23 protein-coding genes are annotated in these 23,556 nt (G+C 29.4%); 9 read left to right on the top strand and 14 right to left on the bottom strand.

Features of this window, described 5'->3' with window-relative positions:
- Positions 1 to 10: 10 nt before the first annotated feature.
- The 5 genes from MBVG596_RS01060 to MBVG596_RS01040 all read left to right on the top strand — a co-directional run bounded on the left by MBVG596_RS01060 (position 11) and on the right by MBVG596_RS01040 (position 3,138).
- Positions 11 to 370, top strand: a complete 360-nt coding sequence (locus MBVG596_RS01060; protein WP_225247180.1) for a hypothetical protein — start codon at positions 11 to 13, stop codon at positions 368 to 370.
- Positions 371 to 391: 21 nt separating this feature from the next.
- On the top strand, positions 392 to 607 hold the full coding sequence (locus tag MBVG596_RS01055) for a hypothetical protein (RefSeq protein WP_096385816.1): 216 nt from the start codon (positions 392 to 394) through the stop codon (positions 605 to 607).
- 9 nt (positions 608 to 616) lie between these two features.
- On the top strand, positions 617 to 1,195 hold the full coding sequence (locus MBVG596_RS01050; protein ID WP_096385813.1) for a hypothetical protein: 579 nt from the start codon (positions 617 to 619) through the stop codon (positions 1,193 to 1,195).
- Positions 1,188 to 1,808 carry a hypothetical protein gene (locus MBVG596_RS01045; protein WP_096385810.1) on the top strand — a complete coding sequence of 207 codons (621 nt, stop codon included), beginning with the start codon at positions 1,188 to 1,190 and terminating at the stop codon, positions 1,806 to 1,808. The genes MBVG596_RS01050 and MBVG596_RS01045 overlap by 8 nt, the downstream gene beginning before the upstream one ends.
- Positions 1,809 to 1,956: 148 nt before the next feature.
- Positions 1,957 to 3,138, top strand: a complete 1,182-nt coding sequence (locus tag MBVG596_RS01040) for an IS3 family transposase (RefSeq protein ID WP_096385807.1) — start codon at positions 1,957 to 1,959, stop codon at positions 3,136 to 3,138.
- Positions 3,139 to 3,250: 112 nt separating this feature from the next.
- Here the strand turns inward: MBVG596_RS01040 and MBVG596_RS01035 are convergent, their stop codons facing one another.
- The 8 genes from MBVG596_RS01035 to MBVG596_RS01000 form a co-directional block, all read right to left on the bottom strand.
- On the bottom strand, positions 3,251 to 4,513 hold the full coding sequence (locus MBVG596_RS01035) for a hypothetical protein (RefSeq protein WP_096385804.1): 1,263 nt from the start codon (positions 4,511 to 4,513) through the stop codon (positions 3,251 to 3,253).
- A gap of 7 nt (positions 4,514 to 4,520) precedes the next feature.
- Positions 4,521 to 4,799, bottom strand: a complete 279-nt coding sequence (locus MBVG596_RS01030) for a hypothetical protein (RefSeq protein ID WP_004418939.1) — start codon at positions 4,797 to 4,799, stop codon at positions 4,521 to 4,523.
- A 3-nt stretch (positions 4,800 to 4,802) separates the two neighbouring features.
- Positions 4,803 to 5,861 carry a carbohydrate ABC transporter permease gene (locus MBVG596_RS01025; protein WP_096385801.1) on the bottom strand — a complete coding sequence of 353 codons (1,059 nt, stop codon included), beginning with the start codon at positions 5,859 to 5,861 and terminating at the stop codon, positions 4,803 to 4,805.
- Positions 5,770 to 6,900 (bottom strand): carbohydrate ABC transporter permease, encoded by a 1,131-nt coding sequence (locus tag MBVG596_RS01020; RefSeq protein ID WP_004418943.1) that lies wholly within the window; start codon positions 6,898 to 6,900, stop codon positions 5,770 to 5,772. Before MBVG596_RS01020 ends, MBVG596_RS01025 begins: the two co-directional genes overlap by 92 nt.
- On the bottom strand, positions 6,894 to 9,011 hold the full coding sequence (locus MBVG596_RS01015; protein ID WP_096385798.1) for an ATP-binding cassette domain-containing protein: 2,118 nt from the start codon (positions 9,009 to 9,011) through the stop codon (positions 6,894 to 6,896). Before MBVG596_RS01015 ends, MBVG596_RS01020 begins: the two co-directional genes overlap by 7 nt.
- A gap of 14 nt (positions 9,012 to 9,025) precedes the next feature.
- On the bottom strand, positions 9,026 to 9,865 hold the full coding sequence (locus MBVG596_RS01010) for a thermonuclease family protein (RefSeq protein ID WP_096385795.1): 840 nt from the start codon (positions 9,863 to 9,865) through the stop codon (positions 9,026 to 9,028).
- Positions 9,866 to 9,940: 75 nt separating this feature from the next.
- Entirely contained in the window at positions 9,941 to 12,160 is a 2,220-nt protein-coding gene (locus MBVG596_RS01005) for a P68 family surface lipoprotein (protein WP_096385792.1), read from the bottom strand.
- 109 nt (positions 12,161 to 12,269) lie between these two features.
- Complete coding sequence (locus MBVG596_RS01000; protein ID WP_096385789.1) at positions 12,270 to 13,475, bottom strand: hypothetical protein; 1,206 nt, start codon at positions 13,473 to 13,475, stop codon at positions 12,270 to 12,272.
- Positions 13,476 to 13,551: 76 nt separating this feature from the next.
- Between MBVG596_RS01000 and MBVG596_RS00995 the strand changes: the two genes are divergently transcribed.
- Together MBVG596_RS00995 and pgsA are read left to right on the top strand one after the other, a co-directional pair.
- Entirely contained in the window at positions 13,552 to 14,061 is a 510-nt protein-coding gene (locus MBVG596_RS00995) for an MHJ_0274 family protein (protein WP_096385786.1), read from the top strand.
- Positions 14,042 to 14,872, top strand: a complete 831-nt coding sequence (gene pgsA / locus MBVG596_RS00990) for a CDP-diacylglycerol--glycerol-3-phosphate 3-phosphatidyltransferase (protein ID WP_220096505.1) — start codon at positions 14,042 to 14,044, stop codon at positions 14,870 to 14,872. Before MBVG596_RS00995 ends, pgsA begins: the two co-directional genes overlap by 20 nt.
- Before the next feature lie 52 nt (positions 14,873 to 14,924).
- Here pgsA and MBVG596_RS00985 read toward each other — a convergent pair whose 3' ends face one another.
- The 6 genes from MBVG596_RS00985 to MBVG596_RS00960 are packed head-to-tail and all read right to left on the bottom strand — an operon-like array spanning position 14,925 to position 21,747.
- Complete coding sequence (locus tag MBVG596_RS00985) at positions 14,925 to 15,416, bottom strand: dUTP diphosphatase (RefSeq protein WP_096385783.1); 492 nt, start codon at positions 15,414 to 15,416, stop codon at positions 14,925 to 14,927.
- Positions 15,417 to 15,426: 10 nt separating this feature from the next.
- Entirely contained in the window at positions 15,427 to 16,191 is a 765-nt protein-coding gene (locus MBVG596_RS00980) for a Nif3-like dinuclear metal center hexameric protein (RefSeq protein WP_096385780.1), read from the bottom strand.
- Positions 16,191 to 17,708, bottom strand: a complete 1,518-nt coding sequence (locus MBVG596_RS00975; RefSeq protein WP_096385777.1) for an RNA polymerase sigma factor — start codon at positions 17,706 to 17,708, stop codon at positions 16,191 to 16,193. The genes MBVG596_RS00980 and MBVG596_RS00975 overlap by 1 nt, the downstream gene beginning before the upstream one ends.
- Positions 17,692 to 19,590, bottom strand: coding sequence for a DNA primase (gene dnaG / locus MBVG596_RS00970; protein WP_096385774.1), 1,899 nt, complete (start codon positions 19,588 to 19,590; stop codon positions 17,692 to 17,694). Before dnaG ends, MBVG596_RS00975 begins: the two co-directional genes overlap by 17 nt.
- A 3-nt stretch (positions 19,591 to 19,593) precedes the next feature.
- Positions 19,594 to 20,952: a glycine--tRNA ligase gene (locus MBVG596_RS00965; protein ID WP_096385771.1), complete on the bottom strand. Its 1,359-nt coding sequence runs from the start codon at positions 20,950 to 20,952 to the stop codon at positions 19,594 to 19,596.
- 12 nt (positions 20,953 to 20,964) lie between these two features.
- A complete protein-coding gene (locus tag MBVG596_RS00960; RefSeq protein WP_096385768.1) occupies positions 20,965 to 21,747 on the bottom strand; it encodes a hypothetical protein in 783 nt (260 codons plus the stop codon).
- A 213-nt stretch (positions 21,748 to 21,960) separates the two neighbouring features.
- Here MBVG596_RS00960 and MBVG596_RS00955 point away from each other — a divergent pair, with 213 nt between their 5' ends.
- On the top strand, positions 21,961 to 22,311 hold the full coding sequence (locus MBVG596_RS00955; RefSeq protein ID WP_096385765.1) for an RNA-binding protein: 351 nt from the start codon (positions 21,961 to 21,963) through the stop codon (positions 22,309 to 22,311).
- A gap of 2 nt (positions 22,312 to 22,313) precedes the next feature.
- On the top strand, positions 22,314 to 23,549 hold the full coding sequence (locus MBVG596_RS00950) for a glucose-6-phosphate isomerase (protein ID WP_096385762.1): 1,236 nt from the start codon (positions 22,314 to 22,316) through the stop codon (positions 23,547 to 23,549).
- The last annotated feature ends 7 nt before the right edge of the window (positions 23,550 to 23,556 follow it).

Genomic DNA, 23,556 nt, shown 5'->3' with positions numbered 1-23,556 from the left:
AATGTGGATAATGAAAGCAATAGGTGCAACAAGCGAACAAATTTATAGAGTGCTGCCCGCTGTATCTGACTTAGACATAATCGAAAAAATAAAAGAGCTAGACATTTACAGCTATTTCGATACTTTGTCGCGAACTAATAAGGCAATAATTTATTTTGTTTTAACTTTTGAGTTAGCGAGTGAATTTTGAGCCTTTATGTTATTTTTAACAAGGTGAGTGCCTAAGAAATGACAACAAAGAAAAAACAGAGTGCAACACGACGCCGAAAACCTAAAAAGCATTAAATGAAAAATTGAAAACAACTTCGAACTAACAAGTAAAGAGTTGAAATTTTACAAAAAATACAGTAAGGCAAACACAAAATCATAACAATTGCCACAAGGAGAAAATATGAAAAAATTTAATAAATTTATTTTGGCAAGTACGCCAATTTTAACAATTGCGGGAATGTCAGTAATTTCTGCTTCTTGCTCACCAAAAAAAGTATACAAATACGCAAAAGAGAAATGAAAAAACAGAAAGAAAAACAACCCACAAACCCAACCAACACCAACACCTACAACTACACCAACAACTACAAGCCAACCAAACAACACAGCAAAATAAAGGAATAAAATGCATATTTGAATTGAAAGACTAAGCAACAAATGAAAAGCCGTGGTAATGTCAATTAGTGCTGTTGTGTTCATTGTGGCGCTTTGTTTGCTTATTAGTGCTGTTGCTAACGACGGGGTCAATAAATTTGCTAAGGTGTTTTATATTCAGGAAACAATCCAAATCAAAGACGACCGTTGAAAAGATTTTTTAGCATACGCACAAGAAGAAAAACTAGACCCTAAGCACATTAATAAATTGCGAGAAATCTTCGGTGAAAATTTAACAATAGAGCACGAGTATTTAAACTCGCTAGGTTTTTCATTCTTTAACTTCTCAATGGTCTTATTAATGTTTATATGCTACAACTCAATAAGTGCTTCTGTATTTATGACAATTAAATTAGTTGAAAACAACGTTGACAGATTAAGACGCGAAAGCCTAATTGACCAGTCTTCATATCATACAATTATTAAATTGCTAAATGAGCAAAGAGAAAAAAACATAAAGCAAAAGAATAGCACAATAAACATGGAGTTATTAGAGCAACAAATCGAGAACGAAGAACAATTAGCAAGTGAGGTAATTGACGATGAGTAATAAACAACCAAGCACAGAAGAACAACTAGTCAAATTTTTAGAAAAAGAGAAAAAACTAACCAAACCGAAAAAAACTTTTACTATTATGGGACTAAGTGGCGTTTCTCTGTTTTTAACTGTTTTTCTAATATTCTTCCCATTTAAAGACGGTTCAGTATTTGAGTTAATGCTTTTAGATTTTAAAAACAACACCTGAAACTCTGCGACTATATTTCAGATTATTCTACAAATTAGCGTTTGAGCGTTCTTAATTTGAAAACTAACAACCAGAATACAAGAAACCGTGCTTTATTATAAAAAGCGCAAACTATTCAATTTTGAAGTTTTAACAAAAAGCGCTATGAATTTACACACACAAGGAGGCATCGTGCCAAACATTTTAAAAACCAAAGATAAAGACAAATATATAAATTTTGTAGTGAACGGGATACTTGACGCTTTTATTAAAGACAGCGACCCGCTTTCGAGCAATTGTAGTCTAGAAATTAAAACAATTATCGAAGACGAAACACTAACAAGAAAGCAAAAAATCCAAAAAATTAAAGAATGCATAGAACGAGAAGGTCACAAAATAGACAACACACAAAAAGTCAAATCAATTAAGCAAGTATAGTTTTATTTTTAAAGGGGGGGGGGTTTAAACCAGGACAAAAAAAGTTAACACTGAGGTGTTGGCTTTTTTGTCCGAGTTTAAGGGGGAGGCTAACACCAAAAGTGTTAGCTTTTTTAAATTTTCAAATGCAACAAAAAGGAGAATACAAATGTCAAGACACTTTATCAAAGAAGAGTTTGATATGATTTATAAAATCTACAATGAATTTGGGTTAAAACAAACAATAAATTATATAAATGATATTTCGCCAGACACAAATTTTATAACGAGAAAACATCTACTTGAAAGAATCAGAAAAATTATAAGATACTATAATAATGGTATGCAAGATCAATTATTAGATAAAAAGGGTGCGAACAGAAAGCCAGGTAGTGGTAGACCTAAAAAACCAATCGAACCCGATTGAAACGAATTCACAAAAGAAGAATTAATAGAAATAGCTAAGAGATATTACGAGATCAATAAAAATAAATCAAAATCAGGAAAACTTAGTGAAGCTAAAAAACTAAATATTCCCTACAGTAAATCTGCAAAAATTTTTAATGTATGCAGACAAGCAGTAGCAAAATTTAAAACTAGAGTTATAAAAGTAAAGGAACACAAAAACGATGCAATAATTAGAAAATCCTTTCTTGATAACAAAGGTAGATATGGTCGCTTAAGGTTGAGTGCTTATATTTCTATGAAATATAATATTTACATTAACCCTCGAAGTCTTGGAAGAGATTTAAAAAGATTGAATTTAATATGCAAAATTAGAAAACAAAGAAGAAAGAGCGAAATTAAGAACACTAAATTCGCTTTGCCAGATATTGTTAAACGCGATTACAATGACAAATTAAACAGAAATATTTTCGCTACCGATGTTTCATATGTAAAAGCGCCAAGAGATGTTAAGGATAACCATGTATTTTTGTCTGTAATAATTGAGCATAAAACTAAAAAAATCAGAGATTTTAAATTATCTGTAAACAATGATATTGATTTAGTTATGGATAATATAAATACATTTATGTCTATCGATAAAGATTTTATTATTCATTCAGACCATGGATTTCAATACACTTCAAAAATCTATATTGACAAAATAAATAAAATGGGAGGAACTGTTTCATTATCCCGTGTAGGAAATTCTTTGGATAATAGGGAGGTTGAATACTGATTTTCTATTATAAAAAGCGAATGTTTAAATGAATTAGATTACAGTAAAATAACTTTAGAAGATCTGAAAAAAATAATTGCTGATTATATATTTTGATACAACAACTATAGAATTCAATCAATTTTAAATTGAAAAACACCACAGCAATATGCTATGATGTTAAAATAATATTAAACTGTTAACTTTTTTTGTCCTAGTTTAAAGCGGCCTATATTTTTTTGTGCCCCTAAAGCGCTAAATACGCAAAAAAATTCAAGCCCTAAGACTTGAATTTTTGAATTTATTTCCAAGGTGAATTTTGGTAGCTTGAACCAAGTAGATCATCAACTAGAGTATAACCAGCTTTAGTTAACTCGTCTTTGGTTGTGTATTTAGTTACTGTGCCCTTTTTAAAATCGGCAACTGGGTTAAATAAAACTTTATTTTCACCATTTGTAAATTGAACAAAGTAATGTTTTGAATTATCATTAGTTTTATTAAATGCTAATAATTGAACATCAGTTGGATTAGTTAAATACATTGCAAACGCAACTAACTGCGCAAAACCAAAGCTGCTAATTCCTTTTTGATAACGTTCTAGTGCACCATAGAATGTGCCGCTTTTATGACTTGTTTTATCGCCTTTAAAGTCCTTATCAAATATTGGATTAATTAGACTACTATTTTTAGTGTATCAAGCTTCAGGGTCGGCAGCAAATTCGCTTGCACGCACTGCTAAGTTTGGTTCTAATTCATTTTGACGCTCGCTTGTAACAAGTGCAAAACGATCTTCTTCTGATACTGCATAGTTCGCATTAACATATTTTTTAGGACTTGGACTATTTAAAACATAATAAATAGGTGCATAAACATCTAAATATTGTCTTTGTTCTGCATCATCTATTTTATAAATGAATTTGCTTAAAGATTTAACTGTGTGTTTATATGCTTCTTGTGCATTTTCAATAGTTGGATTTTTAATAAAGTCTTGATGCTCAACAATTTTTGAAATTAGTTGAGGAATGTTAATAACGTTACTAATTTTATTATCAATTGGGTTTTTATCAATAAATAAATTAATTGTTTTATTTTTAGCTGATGATTTTCTTTGGTTTTCAGTAGATTTATTTAACTGTGAGTAGGCAAAAGGAGTTTTACCTAAAATGTATTCTAAAAATGCTACTTGGGCTTCTAATTTAATATCTGCTTGCTTGCTTGAATTTTGTTCTTTATCTGTGTATTCGTTGTTTAATTCCAATTTATTAATTTTAAATGAGTGTAATAAGTTGGTTAGTGATAAGTATTTAACATCATTAAGATTCTTGAATGCTTTTTCAAAAACACTTAATACATTGTTGCGTTCTGCTTCATTGCTATAAATATTTTTGGCAATGAAAATTTTCTTGAATTCTTCAAAGTTTTTGCCGTTTAGAAAATTGTTTTTTGTGTCGTGAACGCGAGCTTTAGCAATCATTTCGTGGTCTTTAAAAGGATTAACACATGATACTGTAGCTAATGAGCTAATTGTTAGTATTGGTGCGCTTAATAATAATTTTTTATTCATATTTTACCTATAATGTCGCTGTATAGTTTCATGATTTAGCACCAAGATAACATATACAACTTGAAATTATTAAAACAATGCATGAGAATGATAATATACCAATACCATAAGCTTTGAAGGCTTGATAATCATTGATTAATGAACTATCAACTTCAACAGCTTTTATTGTATCAATATCATTAACAATCCGCGCAATTAAAACACTACAAAAGATAACGCACGCTAAAGCAATAAAACCGATAATACCTCATAAGATGGTGTTATACTTAACGTTAATTTTTTTCATATTTTATCCTTTAATTGTACTTCCTTGACGGCTAATTGCGTTCATAATTTTTCTACGAGCAACCAAGAAGAAGGCAAACATTGGCAGAATAACAAGAATAGCACCGGCCATTTTAATGTTGTAGAAGACTCTATCGTCGGCTGTAGTTGAAGAGTGGTCTTTTCCAACGTCAAATAGTCACACAGACATAACTCTATAGTTTGTACCAGCAATTAATGATGGTCATAGATATGAGTTTCATGAAGCAAGAGTTGTTAGAATAACAATTGTTAGAGTTGTTGGTTGTACCATTGGAATAGCTATTTTAAATAGATATTTAGCCCCAACAGCCCCATCAATCATTGCTACTTCTTTAATGCGGTTTGGAATTGATTCAAAAGCGTTTCTGTACATTAAACCATTGAATATTGAGGCGACAAAAGGCACAGCAATTATAAATAGGTTGTATGTAAATTCGCTAAATTTATCTGCTGGTCTTGGTATGTTATTAAGTTTAAATACAACTCATTGTTGTCCTGAAAGTAGTGCTACTTCAGGTAAAACTAATAACATCATCAAAAATCACCAAATAATTTCTTTACCTCTTCATTTTTTAAGACTAAATCCATAGCCAAGTAACATAGTAACAAACACTTTAAGAACAATTGAAAGTAGTACGTTAGCTAATGTTAGTATAAATGAAAATAAGTAAGTTTGTGGAAAGTTTTCTAGTCATTTAGCAAGTGCTTCTGGATTGTTAAATGGCGGGAAAAATGACTCACCAGATCCATTAGCAGCGGATGCTAAGTTTTTTGCAATATGTCATTCTTGTGGTCAAATACTTGATTGGCCTTGTTTAACAGCGTCGGCTTGGGTATTTGACATTGAAGAAAGCAAAATCATGTAGATAAAAGGTATCATAATTATCATTGCAAAGAAGGTTAAAAGGATAAGTTTAGCAAAATATTTAGTTAGAACTGTTGCTAGCGATTTATCAAGTACTTGCTGAGTAACTGAATCTCTCTTGCGTTTTAGCTTTCAATTCGCTAATTTCCGCTGAATTTTTAATTTTGTTTCAAACATCAGATTCTCCTTTGTTAATTGAAGCTAAACTTAATACCTTAAATCCTGCACGAATAATTGTTGAGTAAGAAACACCAATTATAAATAAGATAATTGATGCAGCACCAGCTAATTCATAGTCATTAACATTTTTTACATAGTAGAAAATGAATAACATTAGAGTTGATGCACCAGCATTAACTGCTAAGTCTGGTTTGTTTTCGAATAGAGCTAGTGGAAAGACTTTAATACCGTTTATGATACCCATTGTCATAATGAATGAAATTGTTTTTTTGATTGATGGCAATGTAATTGTGAAAAATTGTTTGCTTCCGCCCACACCATCAATTGAAGCGGATCTATATAGGTTTTTGTCTACGGATAACATTGCTGTTGTAAATAATAAAATATTAAATGCTAAACCGCCTCAAACACCATTAATAAGCATAACAACAATTGATTTAAAGGCAGCTAATCCACCAGCGGTGTCACCTAATCAGTTGACATCGCCATCAAAGCCGAATGCTCTTAAAATTTGGTTAAATTGTCCATTTTGTTGGAAAATTTGTACGAATGCTAGTGACACAGCAACAATGTTAGTAACGTAAGGTAGAAAGAAGATAGTTTGTAAAAAACCTCTTATTCTCTTACGGATAACTGATGCGATAAGTGATGAAACTAGCAATGAAATAATCATTGACAGTGGCAGTACTAAAATACCATAAATAAATGAGTTACGCACTGCGACTGCGAAAGTTAATAGACCAAATAATTTTGTAACGTTTTGGAATCCTACAAATGTTATTGTTTCAACGCCTTTTACTGTTTCACGGTGTGTAACCGCTGAAATAATATTAAAGATAAAAGGAATGACGGTGAATGTGAATAAAATTGCAAGAGCTGGCAAAATTAATAGAAATGCAATGATGAATGGAGTTCTTCGATCAACAACTGATTCAGAAATTGCATTATTTCTGTTTGCAAGCTTTTTAACTGCAAAGTTGAAGACAAATTTATTATTTGTGCTTAAACTTTTTTCACGAAAAAATTTATTTAACATGTGTATTCAATTCTATTTTCTGAAACAGCATCGAAAATATGTAGTCTATTAGTAGGTACGTTAAATTTGATTACATCACCAACTTTAAAGTCGTATTTATTTGAAATTAGGAAGTTAAGTTTTGTATCATCTTTTAACTTAACAATTAATTTAGATTCTTTACCGAATTGTTCGGTATTTACAACTGTTCCTTTGAATTGTGCTTTTTTGTTTGAAGCTGTAATAATTTCAAAGTCTTCAGCACGCACACCAACATTAACTTCGGCACTGTCTCTGTCTTCAAGAGTTATACCTTCGATTTTTACACCCATAATTTCTAGAGTGCCATTTTCATATTTACCAGGCATTAGACCCATTTCAGGCATACCTAAGAAGCGAGCAACGAATTGGTTTGCTGGTTTGTTGTATAGTTCCATTGGTGTACCCATTTGTTGAACTTTAGCAACCGACATGCAGACAATAATATCTGAAATTGACATAGCTTCTTCTTGGTCGTGAGTAACAAATACTGTTGTTATACCAAGACTTTGTTGAATTTCACGAATTCATTGACGTGTGTTAATACGTAATTTGGCATCTAAGTTTGATAATGGTTCATCCATTAACAAGATTTTTGGTTTTTTAACAATTGCCCGTGCAATTGAAACACGTTGTTGTTGACCACCTGAAAGTCTTGTTGGTTTTTTCTGAAGAATTGGCAAGATATTTACACGTTTAGCAACTTCAAGAACGTCTCTGTGCATTGCTTTTGCAATTGAAATGATGTCTTTGCTAATTTCAGTGATTTCATCACGTTCTTCTTTAGTAAAGTTGAAGTTACGTTGTTTTTTATCTTCTTCCATTGCTTGTTTAAATTTGTATTTTGCATCAAGTTCAGCTTCTAGACGAGCGTGTTCTTTTTGCATAATAATTGGAACAATTTTTAAGTTACGAGCAGCACGTTTAACTGCGTCTTTACTTATTGTTTTAATGTTTTGTTCTGCTGTACGCAATTCTTGTTTTAATTGAGCTAACTTATCAACATTTTTTTGCTCGATTTCAATTAATTTGATACCGTGTTTGCAAATTGTTTGGTTTCTAAGTAGTTTTCTTTCAAGTTTTGCAAGAAGAATTGCATCTTTTTGTGAGTAATCAAGTTTTTCAAGTTGAGATACTTTAGCGATTAATGCATCATATTTAGCAAGTAATTTGCTTAATTCTGCATGCATTAATTCTCATTTTTGCTCTTTGGTTTCTGCTTGCACACTTGGGCGAACGAATTTTAATAGACCTGATTCATTAATTTCAGGTAGAATTGTAAGCTCTTTTACTTCTTTAACAATACCGTTGGCTTTTTCAATTCCTTTTTCGTATTTAATGTTTGAAACAATTTTTTTGTATTCTTCTTTTAATTGGTCAAAACGCTCTAGAACGTTTTTGGCAAGAATTGTTGTTTGGGCATTGTATTTGTTTAGAGCTAATTTGTAATTACTTTGAGCGCTTGAAAGTTCGCTTCTTCTTTTTGAAATTGCTCTTGAGTATAATCTTTCTAACTCATTTAATGTTGCTCTTGTATTAATAACGTTTTTAAGATATTCGTCTCTTTCGCTTTCGCTAGCACCAAGTTTTGCTAGGTACATGTTATTAATTTTAGTTTGAGCTATTATTCTTTTTGTAATAATACCATTTTGTCATTCTGGGTCATTTTTTAATGGGAATGCAATGTTAGCATAAACACTCATGTGTGGATAAAGTGCATAGTTTTGGAACACAAAACCGATTTTACGTTTTTGTGGGGTTAATGTTGTAACATTTTTACCGTAAAAACGAACTTTACCACTGCTTATTGTTAATAAACCTGAGATAGCATTCAATGCTGTTGTTTTACCTGAACCACTAGGTCCTAGTAGAGTGACTAATGAACCTTCAGGGATCTTGAAACTAACATCATCTACAGCTAGAGTTTCACCAAAGTCGATATAAACATTTTTAAGTTCGATAGCAGGAAGATCTTTGTCTTCTTGTTGAGCGATTACTGAATTCAAAATTCTTTGATATTCAGTGTAATCTTCTTCAGTGTATTTAGTTAATTTAGTATTTATTTTTTTAAATAGTTCTTTAATAATTCTCATATCGATCCTTTATGCTACTCTGGTATGTAAGTTCTTTGTTCTTCAGCGTTGTAATATCAAATATAGTCTGGGTTTGTGAATGATTCTTCATCGTAAGGTCAAAATAGTTTTCATGAAGTATTTGGTTTTAGTTTATAAATTTTTTCGAAATCCTTAGGATGTTTTCCTGCGAAAAATCCTACAAATCCTGAACCAAAAAATCCTTTTTTGTTATCATACGCATATTTTAGTGCTAAAGCAATTGGATAGTATGTGTAATATTCAATGCTGTCAGCTTCGGTTGCTTTTTGAGCATTACTTGCGTGTGGCAGTGTTAATCCTGCTTTTGTTATTTCAACACAATAAGATGTATCTGCATCTCAGTAGTTTGCAGCTTCTGAGCCATCTTTTTTGAAAAATACATCAGCAGTAAGTCTACTAAATCCGTCTTTTGTGCCAAAAAATACGTGAACAACCTTGCCAATTGGCAATGTTTTTTCTGCAAATGCAGAAGCTTTTTTGGCTCAGTGTAATTCAGGGTTAACTGCTTTTTGGCTGCCAACTGCTTTTTCAGGCGTATCAATACCTGCAAGTCTTAGTTTTATATGATCACCAACATTTATACTATTTGATAATACTTGTTCAAGTGCTTCAACAGTGAAAGTATCACCATCTGAATGACCTACGATTTTGGCTTTAAAAACTTTTGATTTTACGAATTCTGAATTTTTATCTAATTTTATGTCTCATTTTCCTTCGCCTTTAACTTTAACATTTTTATTGTATAACTTTGTGTTTGTGCATGATGCACTCACAAAAGATGTTGTTAGGCTAAAACCTGTAATTAATAAGCCTAACTTTTTAAAGTTACTCATGTTCCCTCCGGAAAATAAAATTAAAACGAATATACCATTTGCAAATGCAAATGATATAGGGGAATTTATAGTTAATTATTTATTATTTAAACCTTTAGTTTTTTCTTTAATGTTACTTACTATTTTTTCAAAATCTGTAGTTCCTTTGCCACCACGCATTGATTCACTGCTTGATTTTAATATTGCATTCAATGATTCTCTAAATGGACTTGAGTTTTTGTCGTTAGGTTCTTCATATCATGTAATATTATTATCAACAAATAAATCATTTGCTAACTTAACATATTTGTTTTCAATTACAGATTCATCTTTTTTAACTTTGTCTTCAAAACCTTTGTATGGTATAACATATGAAGCTGTTTTTGAAATATAATCAAATGCTGTCATTTCAGTTTTTGATTTGCCAAATATATGTTTAGCATTTAGATCAGTCATGAATTTTAAAAAGTGCATAGTTGCTTTATTGTGTCTATCACCTTTGTCGATAACAAATAAGTTTGGACCTTGTAGAAAAGCACTTGTTCTTAGGTCTTCTTTTTTAAGTTTTTGAGGTGGAGTGATAACAACTAATTCTTCTTCTTGTAGAGAGTTATCATTTCCAATAGAAATTTTGTATTTGCTACTTTCTTCTTTAGATTTTGTAGCTTTAATTTGGAATAAAGTGTATTTTGTTTCTGTGTCTTTTGGTTGTGTATCTTTAGTTCCGTCTGCTTTTTGAGCAAAACTTCTTTTAACTTGTGTAATTTCACCTATTTCTTCAAAATCATTACCCTTGGCAAGTTCTTTAATCTTAGTTAGATTTTGATCATTGCTTTTTACATAGATAATTTGTGTATCTGTTTCAAGTTTAACAATTTTATCTATGATAGATTTTTCAGCTTTTAAGTAAACACCAGCAGGAGCTTTTTCATCAACTTTTTCTTGAAGAAGTCTTGTGTTATCGTTCATGAAAATTAATGCATTTTTGCCATTTGTGATTACTTTACCTGAGGTTAATGTAGGGCCATCATTAAATGATACAATAACAGATCTGTTGCCAGTGAAGTTATGTGTGTAACCCGCTGTCGAACCAAAGTTACCGCCTAATTTATGTTGTACTTGGTCAGATGATGAATATGAACCACCACCAAATATTTTTAAAGCACCTTTTTGAATTGCTTCTTTCATTAAATCATATAGCTCTTTGAATGCTCTGTGCACTTCTGAGTTATTGTCTTTAATGTTTTCAAAGTTAACTTTTGAAGTGCCACCTGAATCAGTAACAGCCATTAGCATTTTACTATCATCAGCATTTAGGTTTGAATACAGTGTTGTATTAATAATTCCTGAAGGGTCATCAATACCTAGCAATGCAACCGATGATTTTGAAACATTTGATGATGTTTCAAAAATTTGAATTGCATCAGTGATGAATTTAAGAAGAGATGAAAAATCTTTGAAAATATCTTCTTTAATTGTATTTTCAGGATATCTTTCTTTTGTAAAGATTTTTTTGATATCTTCATTACTTTTTGCTTTACCAAAGTAACCTTCACCTTTAATTACTTCAATATCTTCTTCTCATGAATTATCATCTAATTTGAATTGTTTAGTTAATTTAGCATCGATTGTTAATCCAGCTTCTTTTAATGTTTTAAAAACATATTTGTAAATTGGACCATTTATACCAAAAGCAACTGTTGATTTAAAAAATGGAACAGAGTATAGACCGTTAGGTTTAACACCTGAGATTTTATCATTTGTTTTAGTGAATCTCGGATCTAGCAAATCTCTTGAAATTGCTAGATTACCAAATCTAGCTTTATCACTAATATCAACTTGTTTTCCATAGTTAACAATCTCACTGATTGTTGAACCATAGTTAACTGTAATATTTGGCAAGCTAGAAATATTTTTGTTTTTTAGGTTTGTAACAATGCTTCCATGACCTGCACCATAACCTGAACCTATATTATCTAATTTAACTTTTATATGTTCAGCTAACTCAGCTTTTATAGCTTCTAATTTTTTATTTAAAGTTTCTTTTTCTTCTTTTTTATCTTCTTTTTTAGCTATAGCAATTTTTTGCTCAAGTTCTTTTATTTCTTTATTTTTTTGTGCATGATATTCATCAACTTTTGCATTGTAGACTTTAATTACATCATCCAAAGCGTTTCATTGATCTTTACCTCTTGAGAAGGTTACATCAAAACGTATTACATCTTCTTTCTTGCACGATGCAGCTAACAATGGAGATGAAATAGCCAATGTAGCAGACATTGCGCCAAGCGTCAATAGTAATTTATTTTTATTCATATTACCTTTCTTGCGATGCGTCCATCGCTGAAATACCAATACTTATAAATAACATGCGTACGTAGTTTTTATAAGCTTAAATATTATATATTAATAATAAAAAACTAACCTATTCAACCCTAGCCTTAATAAAGTTAAATGTGTTAGTAAATATTATTTGTTTTGGATTTAATCTTTGATTAAATGCCAAGTTATCTTGAAAATTATCTTTGTAATTAATCAATTCTTTGTTGTTAATTTTTTGTTCTCAACTAAGGAATTTTTCAAAAGTTATTTTGAAATTTTGTGCTCAAAGATTTGCTTGATTTTTAAGGTGTTTATTATTGATTTGCTCACTTGAATTAGGCCCTAATTTATTTATTAAATTAACTAGTTCTAAATATTGACTAAACACTGTTTTGTAGTATTCATTTTTAATAGGGTAAACAGTATCAATTACTGAATTTATTTCATCAATATTAATTTTAAAATTATTTACATTCTCAATTGGTTTTTCAATTGAATTGGTTAAAAATTCAATATACATTAAATGAATAAAATCAATTTCAATAGCTAGAATATTTTTATCACTATAAGAGATTATGTTACTTTCAAAATTAATGTTTGAAATTTGATTAATTTTATCAATTAAATTATGATAATAATTCAAATCTAACTTAGTTATTTTAGTTTGTAAATCGTTAATAATTTTTTTAGATTGCTCTTTTACTAATCCTATTTTGTTGCTGTCTAAATAGATTTTTTCAAGCACTTTTTCGTTTTTTTCTTTTGTTAAAAAAGTTTTCAGTTTTTCTAAATCCTTATTGATTTTTTTAATAATTGAGCTGCTTTTAATTTTTAAAGCTTTTTGAGCAAAATGTGAAAAATTTTCATATATAGACTTAACTGCGTAGTAAAATTGCTTAAAATTTTTGCTATATTCTTCAATTTGTAATTTAACTTCGCTGCTTAGCGAATCAAATTTTGCTTTTTCTTGATCAAAATTTACTGCGTCATTATTAGTTAAAATATTTTTTATTTTAATTAGTGATTCATTTACTCTTGATTGAAAATTTTTGCTTTGTTGTTGATTATTTTTTATGTTATTTTTGTAAATTATTAAGTCATTTAAAAAATAATTTTCAATTAATATAAATTGGTCTTTTTTATCCGCTTGTACGTATTCTTTATTAATTTGAGCAAATTTTTGATTGGCTAATTTAACTTGTGTTTTGAAAGCTTGATATTCATTTTCGGCATTAATTTTGCCACAGGCACTCAGTGCTAGAGGCATAGCAATAACAAATAATGGATTTAATAATTTTTTAAATTTCATAGAATTATTATATATAAGATTTAGTTTATGTATTTAATTATTAACATATATAATTATTCATTATTAGGAGGTCAATATGTGAACATGAATTTTATTTGGTGTTATTGTTGCAGCACTGGTAATTTATTTTATATATTCATTTATAAAGGATAAAATTTCCAAAAAACGTCGTAAATTAAAACAAATCGAATTAATTAATAAAACTGAAGAATACAAAAAACATATTGTATTAAGATTACATTTTTTAATTAAGCATAATCAAAAATTAATTGATGAATTTGTGCCAAGTATTGGCGAGTATAAAATGAATTATATTGTTGATACTGCTCGTAAATATCTAATTGAAAAACAAAAAGAATCTGATTTTAAAGAATTAATTATTGATAATATTGATGCAAAAGATATTTTTACTAATTACACTTATTTAAGGGATGTTCGGTCAACTAATTGAAGAAACCTTAAGGATGTATATGAATTTATTAATTCAAGAATGTTTTTAATAGACGAGCAAGTTGAAAAAGATAATTTTGAATTAGCTCAAAAAGAAATTGAGGAGTTTTACAATAATGAAATTCAGAGAACTTAATACACCAAATAAGTTAACAATAATTAGAATTATTTTGGTTGCTCCTTTTATAATTTTGGGTTGTTTATACTTGATTTTACAAGAATTTGTGGCACATAGTTTGTCTAATATGAATGGCAATATAAATAATTTTCTTAATATAGACAAGCAAATATTTGTGTGAGGAATTGTTTCAAGAATAATATTAGTCTTAATGTTTTTAATTTTTTTAGCTGCTATGATAACTGATTATTTCGATGGAAAAATAGCAAGAAAAAGAAATCTGATAACATCTTTTGGCAAATTATGAGACCCAATTGCTGATAAGTTAATTACAACCTCCGCATTAATTTTCTTAGCAGTAATTACAAGAGGATATGTTTCATTTATAATTGTTACACTACTGATTTTAAGAGATTTAATTGTTGATGGTTGCCGGGTTGTAATGAAAGAACACAGACAAGATATTTCAGCGTCAATTTGAGGTAAAATTAAAACTATCGTTCTTACTGTTGCAGTGTGTTGAATATTATTTTTCAATATTGTTTGACCTTCTTTGGATGTTATAGGTTTTATGTCAACAAAAACTGACGTTTATAATCATAGTTGAATAAGAATTTTAATTTGATTTGTTATAAACATTCCTTTATTAGCGTCTCTAGTTTTAAGTTTTATTTCTGCATTTTTCTACATTAAAAAGGCATCTAAATTAACAAATCATTCACAAATTCACCGCGGCGCAGAAGATTATAATATTCATCCAAGTTATAAAAGTAAATTTAAAGACGAAGAACCTGCGCAAATTGTCGAGCAAGACGACAATTCAAAATAGAAATTTAAGCCTTTTAGGCTTTTTTTATTAAAAAAATGAGCTTAAGAGCTCATTAGTAATGGTTTTTAATGCGGTCGAAGTTTTTTTGATTTTTAATTTCGTATCATTTTACAATATCTTCATCGCTATAATTTAACAATTTGGCGCAGCCAAGCGATAATGCTAATAAGTCGGCGATTGTTTCTTTGTTAATTTCACTTTTTAAATTTGAAGCAATTTTAAATATTTCTAATATTTGGTCGGTTGGATATTTTGAAACAATTTTTGGTTCAATAATTGGGTGTACTTCTAATTTGTAAGCATATGAACCTAGAAAATGCAATACGTCTGCAAATTCTTCTAAAATAGCACTATGATTAATTTCTTTGTGTTTTTTTCAATATTTAAAACATTGAACTTCGTTTGCAAATTCTGCAAACTCGACAAGAAGCGCTAATGATCACTTAGCTCTTCATTCATCAGTTGTAACACTGCTTAGATCTTCGCGGGATGAAATAGCTAAATCTAGCTCTTTTTGTTTTTTGAAAATATTAGTAAAATCCATTATAACTCCGTTACAAATTTGTGTATGGTTCAACCATAAGGTGTGTTGTGACATTAATATCACTAAATTTATTTTTTATTTGTTTGCATATATCAATTGCAAAAACTTGTTCATCAAGATGCGATAATTCTAAAACATCAATATTATGTTCTTTATACAGCAATCACTCATTTCATTTGATATCGCTTGTAAGTATTAAATTCGCTTGGTTTTTTAATGCCAGCGCTAGTGTTGCGGGGCCTGATCCGGAAAGAATTGCTATATTTTGGTAGATTTTATTTGTGTTCATTGAATTTGTTCTAAATGAATGCAAATTCAATGAATTGGTAAATTTTTGCTTTAGATCGTTGATTGATAAATTAGCATTAATTAAACAAGGATATGGCTCGGCAAAATTAATTTTATTTTGCAATCCAAGTGCGAATGCAATTTGGTGTGAAGTTCCTTCAAAATTGTTGTCATAGTTTGTGTGTAATGAAAGAACATTTATTCGGTATTTTTTTAGATTCCTTAAAATTGTGGCTTTATAAGGCGCTAATTCAAGTTCATCTTTTCATGTTGGCGCAAATTTAAAAGGGTGGTGAACAATTATTAAATTAGCACCTTGTGAAATTGCTTTATTTAACACGTCGTGAGTTAAATCAATTGCGCAAACTATGCCATTTAATTTTTCACTCAAGTTAAATTTAACACTAAAGCCAGCAGGATCTCAAATTTCTGCTTTTTCAAGCGGGTATTTTTCAAGTAAATATTTAGTTACTTTACGAATTTGCATTATCTGTAAAAGTCCTTTAAATTTTTACCTTTACGAGTAGAATTCTTTAATTTACGTAAAATTTTGTTTTCAATTTGGCGGATACGCTCTTTAGAAACTCCTCGTTCTTTTGCTAAATCTTCAAGAGGAGTAATTTGGTATTTTTCACCATTTTCATCAACGCCGACTCCATAACGCTTGCAAATTAGTGCGTATTCATCTTTGTCTAATGATTGGGTTAAAACTTCATTCAACATTTCACCAAGTTCTTCTTGTGATGCGTAATCAATTGGATTTACGACGCTTTCGTCTTTTACAAAGTCAGAAAATGATGAGTCATTTTCTTTACCAATTTGTTTGTCTAGTGAAATTGGGTCAATATTTATTTTACGGATATATCTAACTTTTTCTGCAGTATAACCTTGACCAAATTTTGCGGCGATTTCTTCATCAGAAGGCTCGGTTCCGTATTCTTGGTGCAATTCTCTTTCAATTTTTGTAATTTTGTTTATTGTTTCTACCATGTGAACAGGTACACGAATTGTACGGGCTTGGTCAGCAACTGCTCTAGTTATTGCTTGACGAATTCATCAAGTTGCATAGGTTGAAAATTTAAAACCTTTGCTTACATTATATTTTTGGACTGCTTTAACAATTCCAGAGTTGCCCTCAGATATTAAATCGATAAAACTTAAGCCACGATTTTTGTATTTTTTAGCATTATTTATAACTAAACGAAGATTACGTTTAATTAATTTATCACGTGCGCGCTTGCCACGAAAACCACCTTTTTCCATTTCGTAAGCAAGTTTTTCTTCTTCTTCTTTTGTTAAAAGTTTTCCATATTTACCAATTCAACGCATGTATCATTTAACAATATCGTTAGTTTCGGTTAATTTGTTTCTTAAATTGCTAGTTGAAATATGGTCTTCTTTTGAAAGGTCAATCTCTTCGTCGTCATATGTTTCGATTTCAAGATCATCGTCAGTTATATCTTTAGATTTTTTCTTGGTTTCTTTTTTCTTTTTTTCTTCTTTTTTTGCAACAATTATTTCTTCTTCCTCATCATCATCGTCATCATAGCTTGAACTATCGGTATATTCATAGTCGTCATAGCCATATTCTCCTGTATATGAGTCGTATTCGTCATCGTTATCAAAAGAAATTTCGCTATCTAGATTCTCATCAAATTCTTCTTCAATGTCAATGTGCTTTTTAAATTCATCACTTTTACTTGGCGCACCTTCGTCAGATTCTAGATTTTCGTCTATTTCATCGTCTATTTCTTCATCAATTTCGCCAAGAATATCTTTTTCATCAACAAAATCAAAATCTCCATCATCGGCTTCGTCAGAAATTATGCCTTTTTCATGAAGTTTCATTAGCACTTCATCCATTAATTCATCCGGAATTTCGACTTGAATTTTATCTAAATAATCATAAACTTGAGTTTGAGAGAGTTGTTTTTTCTTAGTTGATTTGGCATGGTCTTCAACCATATTCAAAACTGCTTGCAGTTCGTTATTTGTTTTTTCCATATTTCCCCTCTATTTTTTTAATTAATTGTCGTGTATCTTCTGTTTGTTGTTCAAGAGCAGCATTACTTGAAGAAAATAAAAACTTATTATCTGGATTTATTATTTTGCTTGTGTTAGTTTTAAAGCTCTCGATTTTGGCCAGGTCATAAATGAACATAAAATCACTTATTTTCTCTGCTTGCGAATTATTTGAGTTAAAACTTTTAACTAATTCGTTTAGCTTTAATGATGGCTCAAAATTATCGCTTAGTTGTTGAATCATGCGGTTTTTTTGTTCGCTAGTTAACTTAGGATTGTTGGTTATATTTTGGTAAATATCAATTTGATAAGGTTCTCAACCGTGTGTTTTTCACCTTAGTGTGTTTTCATTAGCGGCTTTTTCAATGAATAATTCTCTTAAATCGTCGTGGTATAAAATTAAATAAAATAATTTATCAACATTGCTTAATTTGTTAATTTTTTTGTTTTTCTTTTTAGAAATTGCAAAGTTTGGAGTTTGATTAATTGGATCATTGCTAAATATAGGAGTATAGTTGTCTATGTTATTTAAATGAGCAAAATTGTTAAATTCATAATCAGCATCAAAATCATTAAAAGTTTTATTTAAAGAGCCTGATTCTATGTCTTTTGAAGCATCATATTTAAATTTTTCTTTGATTTTATTTATGTAAAATTCTTGCACATTAGTTGGCGCGAATTTAATATATTCATTGAATTCACGAATGAATTTGGATATATTAGTTAAATTATTTTGTTCTCCAGATGAAACATTGTGTCTAATTATTAGTGTATTGAAAATGAAATCCAAAGAATCAACTGAGTGATTGATTAATTCATTAATTTTGTTTAGCCCTAGTTGATTTAAAATTTCATCAGGGTCCATTTTTGTTTTGTTATTAACGATGTTTACATTGATATTGTTAGCCAATAAAAATTGTGCGGATTTTATTGAAGCACTTTGTCCTGCTTCATCACCGTCTAGAAAAAGTATTATTTTTTTATCTTTTAAAAAAGGTAAATGTTTAGAGGTTAGCGCTGTTCCCATAAGTCCAACAGAGTTTTGGAAGTTGGCTTTATAAAGAGCTATTATGTCAAAAAATCCTTCACAAATTATCAAAGTATTGTCTTTTATATTGTTTTTTGCAAGGTAATAATTGTATAAAATTTGCGATTTTTGGAACAGCTTAGATTCTGAACTATTAATGTATTTTGGTTTTTCATTTTTGTCAATAGAACGCGCACTAAAACCAACAATTTTGCCATCATTATTTCTAATGGCAAAGGTAACTCTATTTTTAAAAATGAAAGTATTGGTATTGGGGTTTATTAAGCCGGCGCGAATAAAAAGCAATTTATTTTGGTTGATTTCGTCGCCAAATATTTTTTCAAAGACTAATGGGTCAGCATAACCAATATCAAAATCATTAATTAGTTGTGGTGTTAATTTGCGAGAAGTGTAAAAATCATTAAGTTTGGAATTTTTTAGTTTGTTAAATTCTAATTTGAATAGAGAATTTACTCTTTCTAGCAAATCAAATATAGCTAAATCAGTTTCATTGTATTTTGAATTAGCATCATAAAATGTGTTTTGGTCATAGGAAATATTGTATGCATTGAGTAAATACTTTAAAGCGTCTGTATAAGTTATTTTTTTGAATTTTGAAACAAATTTAACAACATCTCCACCCTCGCCACAAACGAAACATTTAAATATTTGTTTGTGTGAACTTATATTCATTGATGGGTTTGAATCGTCATGAAAAGGGCATAAAGAAACATAACTTTGACCTTTACGAGTTAAAGTAATGTGTTTTGCTAATTCATTCACGATATCAATTTTGCCAATGATATCGTCATGGATTTGTTTCAATTTTGTGCTCATAATTTAAAAATACTTGTGTAAATCAGATATTTTTACTCTGATTTGTTGCATAGAGTCTCGGTCTCTTAAAGTAACTGAATTATCTTCTAGTGTGTCAAAATCAATGGTTATGCAAGTAGGTGTACCAATTGCATCTTGTCTACGATAACGTTTACCAATTGAACCTGCTTCGTCATAGGTTACACTGATTCCACGACTTTGTAATAATGAAAAAATTTCATCAGCTTTTGGACTCAACTTCTTAACAAGGGGTAGGATTGCAAACTTGTAAGGGGCTATGTTTTTGTTTAAGCGAAGAATGATTCGTTTTTCATTTTCCAATTCTTCTTCATCATATGATTCAATCAAAATCGCGAACATCAATCTATCAAGACCCATTGAAGGTTCTATTACATAAGGAATGAATTTTTCATTGGTGTTAGGGTCTAGGTATTCTAAATTTTCGCCGGTTGCATTTTGGTGTGCCGTAAGGTCAAAATTAGTTCTGTTAGCAATTCCTAATAATTCACCTCAACCAAATGGGAAATTATATTCAATATCGCTAGTTGCTGATGAATAGTGAGCTAACTCTTCTTTTTCGTGAGCTCTTAGTCGAGTATTTTTTTCACTCAATCCTAGATTTTTAACGAATTCCAATGATTTTTGAATGTAATAGTTAAAAATTGATTCAGCTTCGTCGGGATGAGTGAATACTTCAAGCTCCATTTGTTCAAATTCTCTTGTTCTGAAAATAAAGTTTCCTGGAGTTACTTCATTTCTAAAACTTTTACCAACTTGACCTATACCCATTGGCAATTTCGATCTTGTAGCTCTTTGTACGTTTTTAAAGTTAACCATAATACCTTGCGTCGTTTCTGGCCGCAAGTAAACTTTACTTTTTGATTCTTCAGTAACGCCTTGTTTAGTTTCAAACATTAAATTGAATTTTCTAACATCACTCCAATTAGTTTTAGAGCCTTCATATTCCTTTAAGTTTTCAACTAAAAATTCTTTCATTTCATCAAAACTTAGTGTTTCGGCATTGATATTAGGGTTTAATTGTTCAATTAATTTGTCAGCACGGTAGCGTTTTCCATTAACTTTGTTTTCAATCAATGGATCATTAAAGTTAACAACGTGTCCTGATGTAACTCACACTTGTGGGTTCATTAAAATTTTCGAATCAATTAAATGGTTGTTTTTTTCTTTTTTAATGAAAAAATCTTTTCAATAATTTTCTATATTGTCTTTAAGTAGTGAACCTAATGGTCCATAATCCCACGTATTTGCTAAACCGCCGTAAATTTCACTACCTTGAAAAACAAAACCAAAAGTTTTTAGATGGTTTATCAATAAAGAGATATTTTTATCTTTGTTTAACATATTTTTTAATTTCTACTTGTTGAAAATACCATTGATTGTTAACGAATCAATTAAATGCAAACCAACTAAAACTACTACAGCAATTAAAACAATTGCTAAAAGAAATACAAACAATCATGTTCATCTTGACTCTTTTGTAAAGTAGTAATTTGTTGTTCTTGCTATTTCATCATTTTTAGCTTCTTTAACTTCTGTTTTTAGCTCAATAATTTCAATTGCTTCATCTTCTTTTTCTTGGTTTTCTTCAACAACTTCTTTCATTTCTTCTTGTGTTGTTACTGTAGTTTGTGTTTCTTGAACAGGTTCATGCATTTCGGTAGTTGATTCTTCAACAAAGCTTGCAGTTATATGAGTGTATTTGTATTCATTAACTGGCTCAAAAATAATAAATTTATCATTGTTTAATACATATGATGTTTCAAATGAAACTAATTCAAAAATTCCATTTTCATTTTTTGTATACGCTTGTGTTTGAGGTGCATCTTCAACTGTGTAATCGATGCAAAGTTTTTGGATTATGTCGCTTATAGCAATTTTTAATTCTTCAAATGCTAATTTTGTTTCTTCATGGAAACTATAAGTTTTAACTTGTAGTAAGTCCGTGATTAACTCTTCAACGTGAGCAAAATTATGTTTAATTCTAAAGTATTCATCTTGACTAACTCTAGTGTGATCTAGGTTTTGAGAAATTTTTTGTACTTTATTCTTGTATTTTCTAAGTGAGTCTAGCAAAACATCTTGCTCTAATGAAATGTAGTAAGCTAGCTCTGTTGAGGCCATTATTTTGTTTGACATTAATACTCCTAAATTAATATTTAAATCTATATAAATATAGATAACAAAATTATATTAAAAAAACAAAAAATGATAGCAATTTTTTAAGCAATTATTTTTTACCAATTCAATTGAAAAATGAATTAATTAGTAAAATTACAAGATATCCAAAGCTGAGTGTGTTCATTTTTAATAATCTCTTATGATATTTTAATTTTCATTTATAATACAAATATGAATAAAAAAGGTGATATTTTATTTGGAAAAATAATTCATATTTGCAATGACGGAATAACAGTGCAAACTACTAAAAAATATGTTTTTGAAATACCTAAAAAAAACATAACCGATTGAGGTTGAAAAAACTTGTATAATGATTTTAAACTACGTCATAAAGTTAACTTCTATGTTGAAGAAATTAATAACCAAACTAAGACTGGAATAGGTAATTTTAAAATGAATCATAGTTACTATTCTAAAAGTCCATTCATTGAAGAATTGAAAGAAACAAAACATGGTTTTGAGAACCTAAAAAAATCAATAAATATGGAAATACAAAATTATAAAGCACGCAAAAGAGGATAATCATGGCAAGGTTAAATCTTAAATTTTATAATTATTATCCGGACTTTAATAATGATGATTTAGTAGCAAAAGCAATTGACATAATTCATAGAATTAGGCGAAAAAATATAGACGGATTTGAAAACTTTGGTTTTCATGAACTAGCGCTAAATTTCAGCGCGAATAATATTTTAGAAATTCAAAAAATTTCACAATTAATAATTTCCAAAAACACTAAAACCTTAATAATTTTCACAGATACAATTACTTATAATAATTTTGTTGGTGGATTAGATTTTATATTCAAATTCGATACCTTAACAGATAACAAAATTAATTACATATTCATAAATTCTGATGAACCAATAAATAAATGATTTAGTCAATTTAAATATATAAAAAATACATTTGACTTCGAAACTACTTCTTTTATATTTTCAAAATTATCCGAATTCAATTTAAACTTTATTGAATTCGTAAAAATGATGTTGAATTATTTACAAGTAAATTTTGGCTATTATCGCACATTAGATAAGTCTTTTATTATTGGTAAAGAAATAATTGAGCAACAGTTAAATTTTATTGATGTTGAAGAAAAAAACCGGTTAATAATACCTAATATCCTTGATGAAAAACACTCATTTTTTAGCGAAATTAACCTTTTATTATTATTTTTAAAAGGCGTTGATATTTCCAATGTTTTAGAAGGATATGTAGTCGCAAGTCAAGATTATTCAGGCGAAAATATTAAAGATAACTTAGCTTTTCAATACGCATATGCTTTGGCAGAACTTAAACAAAACAAACAGACGCATTTATTGACATTTACAAATGAATCGGTCAAAAATCTATTCAATAATTATCTATTATTAAATAATTCAAAAAGCATCAAAAATAACTTTTGGTCAACATCAATTATTTTTCCTAATGATATTTATACCTATGGACCATACACGCTAACTATGAATAATTTTTTTGTAAGTTTAATTCATATTAATAGTTTAAAACATGACTATCGAATAACACCTGAGTTGCTGGTTAATGATGGTGTGCCAAAATTTAAGCAAAACAGGTTAAGCCACTTTACATCATTAAGTTTTGATGGGATTCTTAATACATTCAACAATGTCGCACACACTCAAACAATTGTTATTGAACTAAATTCTAATTCAGAGTTTGTTTTAGGTTCATTAGTTTGTTTTATTTATTGAGCAAACATATTCGAGTGATACATAAAAAGAAAAAATCCATTTAATTAGGAGTTAA

The sequence above is a fragment of the Mycoplasmopsis bovigenitalium genome, from assembly GCF_002356075.1.
GTDB lineage: Bacteria > Bacillota_I > Bacilli_A > Mycoplasmatales > Metamycoplasmataceae > Mycoplasmopsis > Mycoplasmopsis bovigenitalium_A.
The sequence above is the reverse complement of the archived record's forward strand: the minus strand, read 5'-3'. Positions and strand labels throughout refer to the sequence as shown.